The following is a 14,552-nucleotide window of genomic DNA, read 5'->3' as shown; positions in this document are numbered from 1 at the left end:
AAAAACCGCGGGAATCTCTCCCCGCGGTTTTCGTTTTTGCGCGTTGTAGGCTCAGCCGTGCGCGAGCACGGCGAGCAGCAGAAGCGCGACGATGTTGGTGATCTTGATCGCCGGGTTGACGGCCGGACCGGCGGTATCCTTGTAGGGATCGCCGACGGTATCGCCCGTCACCGAGGCCTTGTGCGCCTCGGAGCCCTTCAGATGCTTGACGCCGTCCTTGTCGGTAAAACCGTCCTCAAACGACTTCTTGGCGTTGTCCCAGGCGCCGCCGCCGGAGGTCATCGAGATGGCGACGAAGAGGCCGTTGACGATGACGCCGAGCAGCGAGGCGCCGAGCGCCGCGAAGGCCGAAGCCTTGGAGCCCGAGATCAGCAGCACGCCGAAATAGACGACGAGCGGCGCCAGCACCGGCAGCAGCGACGGGATGATCATTTCCCGGATCGCCGCCCTGGTCAGGATGTCGACCGCGCGCGCGTAGTTCGGCTTGGAGGTGCCGGCCATGATGCCCTTATCCTCGCGGAACTGCTTGCGCACTTCCTCGACGATCGAGCCGGCGGCACGACCGACGGCGGTCATCGCGATACCGCCGAACAGATAGGGGATCAGGCCGCCGAAGATCAGACCTGCGACGACATACGGATTGGAGAGGTCGAAGGAGACGTCACCCATGCCCTGGAAGTAGGGGTATTTGTCGCCGTTGGCGGCAAAGAATTTCAGGTCGTTCGAATAGGCCGCGAACAGCACCAGCGCGCCGAGGCCGGCGGAGCCGATGGCATAGCCCTTGGTCACCGCCTTGGTGGTGTTGCCGACCGCGTCGAGCGCGTCGGTGGAGTGACGCACTTCCTTGGGCAGACCGGCCATTTCGGCGATGCCGCCGGCATTGTCGGTAACCGGGCCGAAGGCGTCGAGCGCCACGATCATGCCGGCAAGGCCGAGCATGGTGGTGACCGCGATGGCGGTGCCGAAGAGGCCGCCGAGCTGGTAGGTGGCGATGATGCCCCCGACGATGACGATCGCGGGGAGCGCGGTCGATTCCAGCGAGACCGCGAGGCCCTGGATGACGTTGGTGCCGTGGCCGGTCACCGACGCCTGGGCGATCGAATTCACGGGGCGCTTGTTGGTGCCGGTGTAGTATTCGGTGATCACCACGATGAGGCCGGTCACCAGCAGGCCGATCAGGCCGCAGATGAACAGGTTCTTGCCGGTGATGGCGATGCCGGCGACGGTGCCGACCTCGCCCCAGCCGACCGTGGCGGAGGTGGCGGCGGCAAGACCGACGATCGACAGCAGACCGGTGACGATCAGGCCCTTGTAGAGGGCGCCCATGATCGAGCCGTTGGAACCCAGCTTGACGAAGAAGGTGCCGACGATCGAGGTCAGGATGCAGGCGCCGCAAATGGCGAGCGGATAGAGCATCGACGCACCCAGAGCGGCCGAGCCACCGAAGAAAATGGAGGCCAGAACCATGGTGGCAACGACGGTCACCGCATAGGTCTCGAACAGGTCGGCGGCCATGCCGGCGCAGTCGCCGACATTGTCGCCGACATTGTCGGCGATGGTGGCCGGGTTGCGCGGATCATCTTCCGGAATGCCGGCCTCGACCTTGCCGACGAGGTCGCCGCCGACATCCGCGCCCTTGGTGAAGATGCCGCCGCCGAGACGGGCGAAGATCGAGATCAGCGAAGCGCCGAAGCCGAGCGAGACCAGCGAGTCGATGACGATGCGGTCATTCGGCTGCAGGCCCATCGGGCCGGTCAGGATAGCGTAGTAGATCGAGACGCCGAGCAGTGCCAGGCCCGCGACCAGCAGGCCGGTGATAGCGCCGGACTTGAAGGCGATATCGAGGCCGGCGGCGAGGCTGTTCGACGCGGCCTGCGCGGTGCGGACGTTGGCGCGCACCGAGACATGCATGCCGATGAAGCCGGCGGCGCCCGAAAGCACGGCGCCGATCAGGAAGCCGATCGCCGAGGTGATGGAGAGCAGCCACCAGGCGAGCAGGAGCACGACGACGCCGACGACGGCGATAGTGGTGTACTGGCGCGCCAGATAGGCCTGGGCACCTTCGCGGATGGCCGCGGAGATTTCCTGCATGCGCTGATTGCCCTGATCGGACGCAAGGACCGAACGTGTCGCCCAGATGGCGTACAGAACTGACAGCAAGCCGCAGGCGATGACGGCGGTAATGATGGTCATTGCCGGATTTTCCTCGATTGTTGGCCCAAAAGAACCCCTCCCTGGGCCGTTGGAACGGGGACGGATGCCGAAGCACGGAATCCACCCCTTGGCTGGGGTGTATGCGAAACAGGGCTTGGAACGTCAAGATATTGTTCGGTTTTTGCCCGGCTTTCGCCCAAAAGAAGAAGGCAGGAATTGTTGGGCCAGCGCGGGCTTGGAATTAGATCGATTGAAATGACGTTGCGTCCGGTTGTTCAGGATCGAGTCCCGGCAACGTCAGCAATTGACTGGTCGGCGCTTTGCAAATGCTCAATGCCAAGCATATCTTCCAGAGCGGACAGGAGTCGATCAATGAAGTTCAAAGCTATCGTTCATGAGGCAGAAGAAGGTGGGTTCTGGGCCGAGGTCCCCGCCATTCCGGGATGCGCGACCGAAGGAGAAACCTTGGACGAACTCCTTGCAAATCTGCGTGAAGCAATTGAAGGCTGCCTTTCGGTGGATCTGCCGTCTTCGGCCACTTCGGTTCCCGGCAGGGTGGTGGAAATCGCAGTTTGAAATCCATTTCAGGCAAGGATCTGGCCAAGGCTGTTGAGCGGCGAGGCTGGCAACTTCTGCGAATAGCCACCACATTTATGGAAAAGAGGGAAGCATTGTCCGCCTCTCTATCCCAATACACGGCAAAAAGCCGCTCAAAACAGGACTCGTTCGTCATCTCCTGAAGATGGCGGAAATCAACGAAAATGACGTCTGAACCTCGCTATTCCGCCCCCTGCCCCATGCGGCGCGCGGCGTAGCGCTCGATGGCCGACAGGCCGTCATAGATCAGCACCGCCAGCGCGGCGACGATCAGGCCGCCCTGCAGCACGAAGGCAAGATTGTTCGAGATCAGGCCGGCGATGATGACCTCGCCCAGCGTCTTGGCAGCGACCGTGGATCCGATTGTCGCGGTGGCGAGGCCGATGACCACCGAGAGCCGGATGCCGCCGAGGATTACCGGGGCGCTGAGCGGCAACTCGACCTTCAACAGCCTCTGCCAGCCGGTCATGCCGGCGCCGCGCGCCGCTTCCATGACGTTGCCGGGCAGCGTTGTGAGCGCCGTCAGCGCATTCTCGAAGATCGGCAGCAACCCATAGAGGAAAAGCGCTATCAGCGTCGGCTTTTCGCCGAAACCGACAGCCGGCACCGCAAGCGCCAGCACCGCGACCGGCGGAAAGGTCTGGCCGATATTGACCAGGCTGCGCGACAAGGGCAGGAACTCGGCGCCCGCCGGCCTGGTAACCAGGATGGCGAGCGCCACGGCGACGATCGTCGCCGCAACCGTCGCGATCAGCACGGTCCACAGATGCTGCAAGGTCAGCGTCAGCAGGCTGCCCTGATTGTAGATCGCCGGCGCGCCGTTCTCGGTCAGTGGTTTCAGCAGCGGCTCGAACCAACTTGGATTGGTGATGAAAACCACCAGCAGCACCAGAACGGCCAGCCTCAGCAGCGCGGGCAGCCAGGCTTTCATTGCGGCCTCGCCGCGCGTTTCACCAATCCCTCGACGGTAATACGGCCGAGCAGCTTGCCGTCGGTGTCTTTCACCGGCAGCGCGGGGCGCCCCGACCACAGGAGCTCGGCCAGCGCGTCGCGCTGCGTGGCGTCGCCCGGGATCGCTTCGCCTTCGGCACCGCCCGGCTCCACGGCGTCGCGCACGTGGCCAAGCGACAGCAGCCGGAACGGCCTTTCGCTGGCGCCGACCAGTGTCTCGACGAAATCGCTCGCGGGTCTCGCGAGAATCTCGGCCGGCTTGGCGTATTGCACCAGCTTGCCCGCATCCATGACGGCGATCTTATCGCCAAGATGCACCGCTTCCTCCATGTCGTGGGTGACCAGGATGATGGTGGTGCCAAAACGCTTCTGGATCGCCAGCAGATCCTCCTGCGCCTTGGTGCGGATGATCGGGTCGAGCGCGCCGAAGGGCTCGTCCATCAAGAGCACGTTGGGCTCGGCGGCCAAAGCGCGGGCAACGCCGACGCGCTGCTGCTGGCCGCCGGAAAGCTCATGCGGGTAGCGCGGGCCATAAGCTTGCGGGTCGAGCTGGTAGAGCGTCATCAACTCGTCGACGCGCGCCTTGATGCGATCCCTGTCCCAGCCGAGCAACAGCGGCACGGTGGCGATGTTCTGCGCCACCGTACGGTGCGGAAACAGGCCATGGCCCTGGATGGCGTAGCCGATGCTGCGGCGCAGCTGATAATCCGGCACGGAGCGGTTGTCGGCGCCGTCGAGCTTGATGACGCCCGAGGTCGGCTCGACCAGCCGGTTGATCATCCTGAGCAGCGTCGTCTTGCCGGATCCCGACGTGCCGACAATGGTGGCGATGGTGCGCGGCTCGATGACCATCGAAACATTGTCGACCACGGTCGTCTCGTCATAGCGCTTGGTGATGCCTTCGATCTCGATCATGCCGTTTCAACTACCCTGCGCCTGGTGGCGGTCATTTCGATGACCGCGTCGAGGATGATGGCCGCCGCAAAGGCCAGCGCCACGGTGGGCAGCGCGCCGAGCAGCACGAGATCCATCGCCGTCTGACCGACACCCTGGAAAACAAACACGCCGAAGCCACCGCCGCCGATCAGCGCGGCAATGGTGGCAAGGCCGATATTCTGCACCAGCACGATGCGAATGCCGGTCAGGATCACCGGAAAGGCAAGCGGGAACTCGACATCGAACAGGCGCTGGCGGTCGGTCATGCCCATGCCGCGCGCGGCATCGTTGGCAGCGCGGGGTACACCAGCCAGCCCGACCACGGTGTTGGCCACCACCGGCAGCAGCGAATAGAGGAAGAGCGCGACAAAGGCCGGCGCGGTGCCGATGCCCCTGATGCCGATCGCGGCCGCGCCCGGCACATGAACGGCGACCCAGCCGAGCGGCGCGATCAGCAGGCCGAACAGCGCGATCGACGGAATGGTCTGGATGATGTTGAGCACGTTGAGCACGCCGGCCCGCAGTTTCTCGACGCGGTGGCAAAGGATGCCGAGCGGTATGCCGACAATCACCGCGCCGGCCAGCGAACCCAGCGCCAGCGTGACGTGCTTGGAAGCTTCGGCCCAGAAACTGTCGGCGCGGGTGGCATATTCCTTGAGGATGGAGAGACTGTCCCAGCTTCCCGACACGAGCAGGGCGGCAATGGCGAGCGCGGCGAGCACCAGCACGCCGACGCGTGACCAGGGCGACAGGTTCAGCCGCGTCAGCACGTCGGCCAGGAGCAGCGTGAAGGCAAAGATCAGCAGCCAGAAACCGGAGGCCGGAGCGACGCGGGCGAAGGTGTTGCCGGCCGGAGTCAGGAAACCGCCGGCGACGCCGATCAGGATCGCAAGGGCGACCAGCGCGACGATGCTGGCGGCGAGCCTGAGCATGAGCTGCGTCCTGAGCAGCGCGACGATGCCGCCCACGATCACAATCGCCAACAGCAGCGGGCCAAGCGTCGGCGGCAGCGCATCGATTATCGAACGTGCCTGTCCCGGCACGATGCGGTTGGCGCGGAACGTGGCGAAGGGGGCGAGGAGCGCCGCATAGGCCACGATCACCGCGATGACCACCCCCAGCTTGTCGAAGCGGATGGTCATGATGCTCGCCTGTGCTGCGTGGCGGGCGTTGAGCAATAAGGATTGCGAGGCTTGCTCGAAGCCCCCCTCTCTGGCCTGCCGGCCATCTCCCCCTCAAGGGGGGAGATCAGATGTCGTAAGCGCTTTCGCCAATCTCCAAAGCTGAAAAAAGAAGCGAGGCACGGGAGCTGCCAATCTCCCCCCTTGAGGGGGAGATGTCCGGCAGGACAGAGAGGGGGGCCTCGCACCAGCGTCGCGCTTTTTCGGGCGGAGCTTGTTACTTCAAGAACCCGTTCTTCTTCAAAAAGTCCTCCGCCACCCCCTTGGCAGGCTCGCCGCCCAGCTGGACCCGGCCGTTCAACTCCTGCAGCGTGACAAGATCGAGCTTGGCGAAGACCGGCTTCAGCAGCGCCTCGATTTCGGGATGCTGCTTCAGGACTTCTTCGCGGATGATCGGCGCCGGCTGGTAGACGGGCTGCACGCCCTTGTCGTCCTCGAGCACGACGAGGCCGGAGGGCTGGATGCCGCCATCGGTGCCGTAGACCATGGCGGCGTTGGCGCCGTTGGTCTGGTTGGCGGCCGCGGCGATGGTCGCGGCGGTATCGCCGCCGGAGAGCGTGATCAGCTGGTCAGGCTTCAGCGTGAAGCCATAGGTCGTCTGGAAGGCCGGAAGCGCCGCCGCCGAATTGACGAACTCGGCGGAAGCCGCGAGCACCACCTTGCCGCCGCCGGCGACGTATTTGCCGAAGTCCGAAAGCGTGACCAGCTTGTTCTCGTCGGTCACTTCCTTGCGCAGCGCGATCGCCCAGGTGTTGTTGGCCGGCGACGGCGACAGCCAGACGATCTTGTTGGCGTCATAGTCGAGCTTCTTGGCGGTCTCGTAGGCCTTGGCTGCGTCTTTCCAGACCGGATCGTCGGCCTTCTGGAAGAAGAACGCGGCATTGCCGGTGTATTCGGGATAGATGTCGATCTCACCAGCGGTGATCGCCTTGCGCACCACCGGCGTCGCGCCGAGCTGGATGCGGTCCGTGGTCTTGATGTTGTTGGCGTTGAGCACGAGCTGGATGATGTTGCCCAGCACCCCGCCCTCGGTGTCGATCTTGGAGGAGACGACGACCTGGGCGCTGGCCGAGGCGGCGGTGAGACCGAGCGCGACGGCCGCTACGGCGAGCTTTCCGATTGAAAACATTGTGAAAATCCCTTGCTATGAACCGAGAATCCGGTGGGGCGCATATGAGCATGGCTATAACAACCAGTCGGGGTACACGGTTTCATAACTGATAGGATCAGCGCAATATTTTTGTTCCGCGCGCGAGGCGGATGCCGAGCCCGGTCCCGACAGCGTAATGTCAGCTAGCGGCGCGCAAGCCCGCCAACTTCAGGGTAACCAGCGCCAGGAAGCAGAGAGCGACGACCGGGAAGACGATCCAGTTCAACATGGTCCAGCCCCAGGCATTGTAGATGGCGCCCGACATCAACGAAGCGAAGGCGACGGAGCCGAACAGGACGAAGTCGTGAAAGCCCTGGACCTTGCTCTTCTCGGAGGGCCGGTAGCTGGCCGCGACCATGGCGGTGGCGCCGATGAAGCCGAAGTTCCAGCCGAGGCCGAGCAGGATCAGCGCCGTCCAAAACTGCCACAGATGCAGCCCGGAAAGCGCCACCGTGGCGCAGCCGATCAGCAGGACGAGGCCGGTGGCAACGATGCGTTCAGCGCCGAAGCGATGGATCAGCGAGCCGGTGAAGAAGCTCGGCCCGAACATGGCCATGACGTGCCAGGAAATGCCGAGCGTCGCATTGTCCTCCGACAGGCCGCAGCCGACCATGGCGAGCGGCGCGCCGGTCATGACGAAGCTCATCAGCGCGTAGCTGCCGACGGTGCAGAAGAGCGCCGCGACGAAACGCGGCTGGGTGACGATTTCGGCCAGCGGCCGGGCATCACTTGCGGCGGTCTGCGTGACGGCGTTGGTCCGCGAGGAGACACGCAGGAACGACAGAATGAGCGCGCCGGCTGCCGCGAGCGGCAGGATCGAGGCGAAGGACCCGGCAAACATCACCGGAGCCAGCAATTCGCGCGTGTAGATGACGATCTGTGGCCCGAGGATGGCGGTGATGATGCCGCCCGCCAGCACGAAGGAAATGGCGCGGGCCTTGAATTCGGGCGGCGCGTTGTCGGCGGCGGCGAAGCGGAACTGCTGGACGAAGGCGCCGCCGACGCCGATGACGCAAAGGCCGAAGGCGAACAGCCAAAAGCTCGCCTGATAGAGCGCGAGCGTCGCGACCAGACCGCCGAGCGCCGTGACGGTCGTGCCAGTCATGAAGCCGCCGCGATGGCCGAGGTTGCGGATGATGGCGGCGGCCGGCAAGGCGCCGAGCGCCACGCCGATGTTGAAGCCGGTGACCGGCGCCGTCGCCAGCGACTTGTCGGGACCGAGCAGGTATTGGCCGGCGAGCGCGCCCAGCGAAATGGCGATCGGAGCGGCGGAGCCGACGATTGCCTGCGCGGCGGCAAGCAGCACCGCGGTGCGGCGCCCTTCCCTGCCGGTCTCGGCGACCACGGCCTCTGCGATGGTCACGAAGCGTCCTTGCCACGTCCTTCGCCGCGAACCCGGCGCGAGACACGATCGAGAACGGCGTTCACCAGCTTCGGCTCGTCTTCCTCGTAAAAGGCCTTGGCGATGTCGACATATTCGGAGACGATCACGGCCACCGGCACGTCCTCGCGCTTCATCAATTCATAGACGCCGGCGCGCAGGATGGCGCGCAGCGTCGAATCCAGCCGCGACAGCGGCCAGTCCTCGGTCAACGCCTGGCGGATGACGGGATCGATGGTCTTCTGGTTTTCGACCACGCCGGTCAGGATGGCGCGGAACCACTGCGCGTCGGCCTCGCGGTAGAGCGCGCCGTCGACTTCCTTGCCGAGGCGGAAGGCCTCGTATTCGGCCGTGATCTCGAAGACGCCGCTGCCGGACACATCCATCTGGTAGAGCGCCTGGACGGCGGCAAGACGGGCGGCACCGCGCTTGTTGGCGTGGCGCACCGCACCGGTCGAGGCGGGATCGCTCACGATTGGGCTCCGAGTTTCTCTTTGAGTGCGATCATGGTCAGCGCCGCGCGCGCGGCGAAGCCGCCCTTGTCGCCTTCCGTCTTTTTCGCACGCGCCCAGGCCTGCGCGTCGTTCTCGGTGGTCAGAATGCCATTGCCGATCGCGACCGCCTCCTGCACCGAAAGGTCCATCAGTGCACGGCTCGATTCATTGGCGACGATGTCGAAATGATAGGTGTCGCCGCGAATGACGGTGCCGAGCGCGACGAAGCCGTCATAATGCGTTCCGCCTTCGGCGGCGCCGTCGAGCGCGAAGCATATCACGGCCGGGATTTCCAGCGAACCGGGAACCGTCACGACATCATAGGTGGCGCCGGCTTCGTCGAGCGCGCCGGTCGCGCCTTCGAGCAGAGCGTCGGCGAGATCGTCGTGAAAACGCGCTTCGACAATGAGCAGATGCGCCTTCGCCTTCGGGCGAATGAACGCTTTGCCGTGTTGGGATGTGCCAGCCATAAAAATCTCCGGGGGGTTGCCGGTGACTTAGGCCGAAGCCGGATTGATCGCAAGCGGAAGATTGGCGGAGGGGTGTGAGGGCTATCGTGTCTGTGGCCAAGGTGCTGGGAGCGGATAGACTGAACTGAGGCTTTCGGCCCAAGCGAGAACGGCTTTGTGATCCACAACACGACCGGCATCGACATCGGCCAACGCTTCGAGAGTAAGTCGCTCTTGGTCTCTAGAGTCCCTGTTTTCCATGCCAGCCACTCTCCATTCAAACGGCTCGGCGACGTTGCCGTTATGCATTGGCCACGACTAAACCTCTCGCCTTCCCTGTCGAGCAACAAAGACCATGATATCATCAAACATGTCTTCGATGCGACCGCTGCCCAAGCCGGCCCGGCGAAGTTCGCCGACAAGTTCCAGAACTGAACACACCTCGATGGCGCCGTGAATGCGTGCGATATGACCCAGCCCAGCAATCGAGATGTTTCGCACATCTGGATTGCCGTGACGCGCATACTTGAAGCAGACATCCTGCGCAAAACGCCAGTCATCGTGCCACGATATGCTGAGAATCGCCCTGATCTGCTCCCCTACGTCATCGGACAGCAGATCTTTATAGGTTTGTGAGCTGTCGAGGTCCCGGACCGCCTCATAGACTAGATTTTCAGTATCGCTGATCAAATGCCGTGTCTCGGGATGGCCGCCATGTCGGTCAATGGATTGCGGGTTATAGCCCCTCTTTCGCTGCCTCCGCCAGGCGCGCGGCGTAGCGGGCCATGGTGTCGATCTCGATGTTCACCCGGTCGCCGGCCTGGCGCTCGCCCCAGGTGGTGACGGTCAGCGAGTGATGGATGAGCAGCACATCGAAGCGGGTGCCTTCCACCTTGTTGACGGTGAGCGAGGTGCCGTCGAGCGCGACCGAACCCTTAGGCGCGATGAATTTTGCCAGATGGCGCGGAGCTTCCAGCGTGAAGCGCACGGCATCGCCCTCCTCCTTGCGCTCGACGATCTCGGCGGTGCCGTCGACATGGCCGGAGACGATGTGGCCGCCGAGCTCGTCGCCGATCTTCAGCGCCCGTTCGAGATTGATCCTTGTGCCGGATTTCCAGCTCGACGCCGTGGTCAGCCTGAGCGCTTCCTCCCAGGCCTCGACCTCGAACCAGCGCGCGTTCGAACCGTGTTCGGGGAGCGCGGTGACGGTGAGGCAGACGCCGCCACAAGAGATCGAGGCGCCGATGGCGATGGTCTCGGGATCGTAGGCAGTGTCGATGCGCAGGCCGACGCCCTCGGCCAGCGGCTTTGCCGAAGCGACAGTGCCTACGTCAGTGACAATCCCAGTAAACATCAGAAAGTTTCTTTCGTTTTGACCATGATCTGATCCAAAAACCGGTCTCCACTTTTTGGGATCATGGTCTCACCCATTCGGCATAGCTGTCCTCGCCAAACCGCATCTGGCGCAGTCTGCGAAACCCTGCCGGGATATGGTCGGCGTCGATCGGCGATGCAATGCCATCCTCGCCGATCGCCTCCGGGCCATGGAACAGGACGATGCGATCGACCAGATCTTCCTCTAGGAAAGCCTTGGCCACCTTGGCGCCGCCTTCGACCAGAACACTTGCCATGCCGAGCGCGGCAAGGTCCTCGAGCAATTCCGGGAGCGCAACGACGCCTTCATGGGTTTCGGTGCCGATGAAGCGCACGCCGGCACGCTCGAGCGCCGCGCGCCGATGCGGATCGGCTTCGAGGCAGGAGGCGATATAGAGCGGCACGCGGTCGACGCCGGACACCAGCTTGGACGTCTCCGGCAGCCTGATCTGCCGATCGAGGATGATGCGCGCCGGCGAGCGGTTCTCCAGCCCCGGCAGGCGCACGGTCAGCGCCGGGTCGTCCTCGAGCGCGGTCCCAATGCCGACCAGGATGGCGTCGGCCTCGGCGCGCATCAGATAGACATCGCGGCGCGCGATCTCGCCGGTGATCGCGACTTGGCCTGCGCCTTTGCGGCCGATCTTGCCGTCACTCGAAAGCGCAAGCTTCAGCGTTACTTCCGGGCGTTTCTTCAGAGAGCGAGTCAGATAACCTGCCATCTGCTCGGCGGCCTCGGCGGCCAGCACCTTCTCCACCACCTCCACGCCCGCGGCGCGCAGGATTGCGTAGCCCTGGCCGGACACGCGGGGGTCGGGATCGCTCGCAGCACCTACGACGCGCGCCACGCCGGCATTGACCAGCGCGTTGGCGCAGGGCGGCGTGCGGCCGTGGTGGGCGCAAGGCTCCAGAGTAACGTAAGCGGTAGCACCGCGCGCGAGTTCGCCGGCCTCGGCCAGCGCCTCGGTCTCGGCATGCGGCCGGCCGCCGACGGCCGTCACGCCGGTGCCGACGATCATCGGGCCGGCGCCGTCGTCACGCACGATAATCGTCCCTACGGAGGGGTTGGTCGAGGTGCGGCCGGCATTGCGGCGCGACAGCCTGATGGCCGCGGCCATGAAACGGCGATCAAGCGCCGCCTGCGCGGCCTCGTTCAGCTGAGCTTGCGCCATGATCAGCCGGCGTCCTCTTCGGTCTTTTCCTCGTCGCCCTTCAATTCGCCCAGCAGTTCGTGGAAATCCTTGGCTTCGCGGAAATTGCGATAGACCGAGGCGAAGCGGACATAGGCGACGTCATCCAGAGATTTGAGCGCCTCCATCACCAGCCGGCCGACCTCGCCTGAGGCAATCTCGGTTTCGCCGGAGCTTTCGAGCTGGCGCACGATGCCGGTCACGGCGCGGTCGATGCGCTCGGGGTCGACATTGCGCTTGCGCACCGCGATCTCGACGGAGCGCAGCAGCTTGTCGCGATCGAAAGGCACCTTACGGCCGGACTTCTTGACGACGACGAGGTCGCGCAGCTGGACGCGCTCGAAGGTCGTGAAACGGCCGCCGCAATCGGGGCACACCCGCCGCCTGCGGATCGCGGCGCCGTCCTCGGCGGGACGCGAATCCTTCACCTGCGTATCTTCGGACTGGCAATAGGGACAGCGCATAGGAAGCTTTCGGTTTGGCGATTCTCAGGCTGCGGAAGGCTTAGTGTGTTTTGCCGCCATGGCAAAGCGCGGAGCCTTCGTAGCAGAGATAGCGAGGCGCAAGCACAATTGCCAGCGCCCTGCCGCCGACGGCCAGCAGGCTCAGGGCGCCACGTCCTTGGTCGGGAAACCGCAGGACGTGCCGAGATTGCGGTACGCCTTGGTGAAGCCGTCCATCGGGATGCTGGCCACCGTCTGCTTGCCGAAGACCACATCGAGCGAGGTGACCTTGCGCATGGCGCGCAGCAAGGCAAGGCTGGTCTTGGCCTGGTTGTCGACCATCCAGCTGGGACGGCCGCCGGCGGCAGGGTTGGAGCTAACGGTCGCGGCAACCTTCACGCCAGGGTCGCCGAAGGTCGCGGCGATCTTGCTGCCGGTCGGCAAGGTCTTGTTGTCGACGATGAACATGATGGCCGGATAGGCATCCGGCGGCAGCGCGTCACCGGTCGAGATCGACATCGTCAAGGAGCCCGCATTGCCGAGGCCGTCGACGAAAGCGGTCGAGGCGGCGCAGGTCTTGTGCGTATCCTGCCCGGTATCGAGCGTATCGATGATGGTGGTCCACTTGCCGAAAGTGTTGGTGACCGGCATGTCGGCGTTGGGCTGTTCCTGCGCAGCCGCGCCGGACAGCGCGAAAGCGGCCAGCGAGCCAGACAGTGCCAGGGCGGCAGGACGGAAAATGCGCATCATCAAGTCTCCAGCCGCGCCGCCCGATCAAGGGGCGGCGCGAAGCGCAAGGATAAAAGATGACACGCGGCGCCCCGTCAACCGAGTGAAGGGCAGCCGGCAGACAGGCTCAACCGAGATATGGGTAGAGCGGGAAGCGATCGGTCAGCGCCGTGACCTTGGCCTTCACCGCGGCCTCGACCGCCGCATTGCCTTCGTCGGAATTCGCCACCTTCAGCCCGTCCAGCACCTCGGCGATCAGCTTGCCGATTTCGCGGAATTCGGCCTGGCCGAAGCCGCGCGTGGTGCCAGCCGGCGTGCCGAGGCGCACGCCCGACGTGACGAAGGGCTTTTCCGGGTCGAACGGGATGCCGTTCTTGTTGCAGGTAATATTGGCGCGGCCGAGCGCGGCTTCCGCGCGCTTGCCGGTGGCGTTCTTCGGACGAAGATCGACCAGCATCAGGTGGTTGTCGGTGCCGCCCGAGACGATGTCGAGGCCGGTCTCCTGCAGGCTGGACGCCAGCGCCTTGGCATTGGCGACGATGCTTTCGGCATAGGCCTTGAAGCTCGGCTTCAGCGCCTCGCCAAGCGCCACCGCCTTGGCGGCGATGACATGCATCAGCGGGCCGCCCTGCAGGCCCGGGAACACCGCCGAATTCATCTTCTTGGCGATGTCCTCGTCGTTGCACAGGATCATGCCGCCGCGCGGGCCGCGCAGCGACTTGTGCGTGGTCGTGGTCACGACATGGGCGTAAGGCAGCGGCGAGGGATGCACGCCGCCGGCGACCAGGCCGGCGATATGCGCCATGTCGACCATCAGATAGGCGCCGATCGAATCGGCGATCTCGCGGAAACGCTTCCAGTCCCAGATGCGCGAATAGGCGGTGCCGCCGGCCAGGATCAGCTTCGGCTTGGTCTCGTGCGCGGTCTTCTCGATCGCGTCCATGTCGAGCAGGTGGTCTTCCTTGCGCACGCCGTAGGAGACGACCTTGAACCACTTGCCGCTCATATTGACCGGCGAGCCATGGGTAAGGTGGCCGCCCGAATTCAAGTCGAGGCCCATGAAAGTGTCGCCGGGCTGCAGCAGCGCCAGGAACACGGCCTGGTTCATCTGGCTGCCCGAATTCGGCTGGACGTTGGCGAAGTTGCAGCCGAACAGCTTTTTGGCGCGTTCGATGGCCAGTTCCTCGGCCACGTCGACGAACTGGCAGCCGCCATAGTAGCGCTTGCCGGGATAGCCCTCGGCATATTTGTTGGTCATGATCGAGCCTTGCGCCTCGAGCACGGCGCGCGACACGATGTTTTCGGATGCGATCAGCTCGATCTCATGGCGCTGGCGGCCGAGCTCGTTGCGGATGGCGCCGAAGATTTCCGGATCGGCATCGGCGAGCGTGGTCTCGAAAAAGGATTCGAATTTGCTGGAGGATGCCGCGGCATTTGACATGGCTTGCTTTCCCTTGGGGCCGGAGGTCTGCGAGGTCGCCGCGCATTAACACAGTTGTTTCCGGGCCGCCACGTTTGCGGCGCGA

Annotated in this window: 16 protein-coding genes; 2 read left to right on the top strand and 14 right to left on the bottom strand. The window is 64.4% G+C overall.

Annotated elements, in window-relative coordinates:
* Nucleotides 1–51 precede the first annotated feature (51 nt).
* Nucleotides 52–2,193 (bottom strand): sodium-translocating pyrophosphatase, encoded by a 2,142-nt coding sequence (locus KVT37_RS05070; protein ID WP_217570323.1) that lies wholly within the window; start codon nucleotides 2,191–2,193, stop codon nucleotides 52–54.
* 333 nt (nucleotides 2,194–2,526) lie between these two features.
* Here KVT37_RS05070 and KVT37_RS05065 point away from each other — a divergent pair, with 333 nt between their 5' ends.
* Both KVT37_RS05065 and KVT37_RS33975 read left to right on the top strand, forming a co-directional pair.
* Nucleotides 2,527–2,730: a type II toxin-antitoxin system HicB family antitoxin gene (locus tag KVT37_RS05065; RefSeq protein ID WP_217570321.1), complete on the top strand. Its 204-nt coding sequence runs from the start codon at nucleotides 2,527–2,529 to the stop codon at nucleotides 2,728–2,730.
* Between the two features lie 46 nt (nucleotides 2,731–2,776).
* Nucleotides 2,777–2,926: a type II toxin-antitoxin system HicA family toxin gene (locus KVT37_RS33975; RefSeq protein WP_217570910.1), complete on the top strand. Its 150-nt coding sequence runs from the start codon at nucleotides 2,777–2,779 to the stop codon at nucleotides 2,924–2,926.
* 6 nt (nucleotides 2,927–2,932) lie between these two features.
* Here KVT37_RS33975 and KVT37_RS05055 read toward each other — a convergent pair whose 3' ends face one another.
* The 13 genes from KVT37_RS05055 to glyA form a co-directional block, all read right to left on the bottom strand.
* Nucleotides 2,933–3,682: an ABC transporter permease gene (locus tag KVT37_RS05055; protein ID WP_217570319.1), complete on the bottom strand. Its 750-nt coding sequence runs from the start codon at nucleotides 3,680–3,682 to the stop codon at nucleotides 2,933–2,935.
* Complete coding sequence (locus KVT37_RS05050) at nucleotides 3,679–4,617, bottom strand: ABC transporter ATP-binding protein (protein ID WP_217570317.1); 939 nt, start codon at nucleotides 4,615–4,617, stop codon at nucleotides 3,679–3,681. The genes KVT37_RS05055 and KVT37_RS05050 overlap by 4 nt, the downstream gene beginning before the upstream one ends.
* Entirely contained in the window at nucleotides 4,614–5,780 is a 1,167-nt protein-coding gene (locus KVT37_RS05045) for an ABC transporter permease (RefSeq protein ID WP_217570315.1), read from the bottom strand. The genes KVT37_RS05050 and KVT37_RS05045 overlap by 4 nt, the downstream gene beginning before the upstream one ends.
* Before the next feature lie 256 nt (nucleotides 5,781–6,036).
* Nucleotides 6,037–6,948, bottom strand: coding sequence for an ABC transporter substrate-binding protein (locus KVT37_RS05040; RefSeq protein ID WP_217570314.1), 912 nt, complete (start codon nucleotides 6,946–6,948; stop codon nucleotides 6,037–6,039).
* 160 nt (nucleotides 6,949–7,108) lie between these two features.
* On the bottom strand, nucleotides 7,109–8,332 hold the full coding sequence (locus KVT37_RS05035; protein WP_308642560.1) for an MFS transporter: 1,224 nt from the start codon (nucleotides 8,330–8,332) through the stop codon (nucleotides 7,109–7,111).
* Nucleotides 8,329–8,823, bottom strand: a complete 495-nt coding sequence (nusB, locus tag KVT37_RS05030) for a transcription antitermination factor NusB (RefSeq protein WP_217570312.1) — start codon at nucleotides 8,821–8,823, stop codon at nucleotides 8,329–8,331. The genes KVT37_RS05035 and nusB overlap by 4 nt, the downstream gene beginning before the upstream one ends.
* Complete coding sequence (ribH, locus tag KVT37_RS05025; RefSeq protein ID WP_217570310.1) at nucleotides 8,820–9,314, bottom strand: 6,7-dimethyl-8-ribityllumazine synthase; 495 nt, start codon at nucleotides 9,312–9,314, stop codon at nucleotides 8,820–8,822. Before ribH ends, nusB begins: the two co-directional genes overlap by 4 nt.
* 297 nt (nucleotides 9,315–9,611) lie before the next feature.
* Nucleotides 9,612–9,983: a hypothetical protein gene (locus tag KVT37_RS05020; RefSeq protein ID WP_217570308.1), complete on the bottom strand. Its 372-nt coding sequence runs from the start codon at nucleotides 9,981–9,983 to the stop codon at nucleotides 9,612–9,614.
* Nucleotides 9,984–10,029: 46 nt separating this feature from the next.
* Nucleotides 10,030–10,647, bottom strand: coding sequence for a riboflavin synthase (locus KVT37_RS05015; protein WP_217570306.1), 618 nt, complete (start codon nucleotides 10,645–10,647; stop codon nucleotides 10,030–10,032).
* A 61-nt stretch (nucleotides 10,648–10,708) separates the two neighbouring features.
* On the bottom strand, nucleotides 10,709–11,836 hold the full coding sequence (gene ribD, locus KVT37_RS05010) for a bifunctional diaminohydroxyphosphoribosylaminopyrimidine deaminase/5-amino-6-(5-phosphoribosylamino)uracil reductase RibD (RefSeq protein WP_217570304.1): 1,128 nt from the start codon (nucleotides 11,834–11,836) through the stop codon (nucleotides 10,709–10,711).
* A gap of 2 nt (nucleotides 11,837–11,838) precedes the next feature.
* Entirely contained in the window at nucleotides 11,839–12,318 is a 480-nt protein-coding gene (gene nrdR / locus KVT37_RS05005; RefSeq protein WP_112099748.1) for a transcriptional regulator NrdR, read from the bottom strand.
* A 141-nt stretch (nucleotides 12,319–12,459) separates the two neighbouring features.
* Nucleotides 12,460–13,047, bottom strand: coding sequence for a hypothetical protein (locus tag KVT37_RS05000; RefSeq protein ID WP_254633820.1), 588 nt, complete (start codon nucleotides 13,045–13,047; stop codon nucleotides 12,460–12,462).
* A gap of 106 nt (nucleotides 13,048–13,153) precedes the next feature.
* Nucleotides 13,154–14,467, bottom strand: coding sequence for a serine hydroxymethyltransferase (glyA, locus tag KVT37_RS04995; protein ID WP_217570302.1), 1,314 nt, complete (start codon nucleotides 14,465–14,467; stop codon nucleotides 13,154–13,156).
* Nucleotides 14,468–14,552: the final 85 nt, after the last annotated feature.

The organism is Mesorhizobium sp. GbtcB19 (assembly GCF_019091085.1).
GTDB lineage: Bacteria > Pseudomonadota > Alphaproteobacteria > Rhizobiales > Rhizobiaceae > Mesorhizobium.
The sequence above is the reverse complement of the archived record's forward strand: the minus strand, read 5'-3'. Positions and strand labels throughout refer to the sequence as shown.

Bases quoted from the DNA above. Each gene is read 5' to 3' on its own strand.
- KVT37_RS05070 (WP_217570323.1), bottom strand. From the start codon at position 2,193: ATGACCATCATTACCGCCGTCATCGCCTGCGGCTTGCTGTCAGTTCTG.
- KVT37_RS05065 (WP_217570321.1), top strand. From the start codon at position 2,527: ATGAAGTTCAAAGCTATCGTTCATGAGGCAGAAGAAGGTGGGTTCTGG.
- KVT37_RS05055 (WP_217570319.1), bottom strand. From the start codon at position 3,682: ATGAAAGCCTGGCTGCCCGCGCTGCTGAGGCTGGCCGTTCTGGTGCTG.
- KVT37_RS05050 (WP_217570317.1), bottom strand. From the start codon at position 4,617: ATGATCGAGATCGAAGGCATCACCAAGCGCTATGACGAGACGACCGTG.
- KVT37_RS05045 (WP_217570315.1), bottom strand. From the start codon at position 5,780: ATGACCATCCGCTTCGACAAGCTGGGGGTGGTCATCGCGGTGATCGTG.
- KVT37_RS05040 (WP_217570314.1), bottom strand. From the start codon at position 6,948: ATGTTTTCAATCGGAAAGCTCGCCGTAGCGGCCGTCGCGCTCGGTCTC.
- ribH (WP_217570310.1), bottom strand. From the start codon at position 9,314: ATGGCTGGCACATCCCAACACGGCAAAGCGTTCATTCGCCCGAAGGCG.
- KVT37_RS05015 (WP_217570306.1), bottom strand. From the start codon at position 10,647: ATGTTTACTGGGATTGTCACTGACGTAGGCACTGTCGCTTCGGCAAAG.
- ribD (WP_217570304.1), bottom strand. From the start codon at position 11,836: ATGGCGCAAGCTCAGCTGAACGAGGCCGCGCAGGCGGCGCTTGATCGC.
- nrdR (WP_112099748.1), bottom strand. From the start codon at position 12,318: ATGCGCTGTCCCTATTGCCAGTCCGAAGATACGCAGGTGAAGGATTCG.
- KVT37_RS05000 (WP_254633820.1), bottom strand. From the start codon at position 13,047: ATGATGCGCATTTTCCGTCCTGCCGCCCTGGCACTGTCTGGCTCGCTG.
- glyA (WP_217570302.1), bottom strand. From the start codon at position 14,467: ATGTCAAATGCCGCGGCATCCTCCAGCAAATTCGAATCCTTTTTCGAG.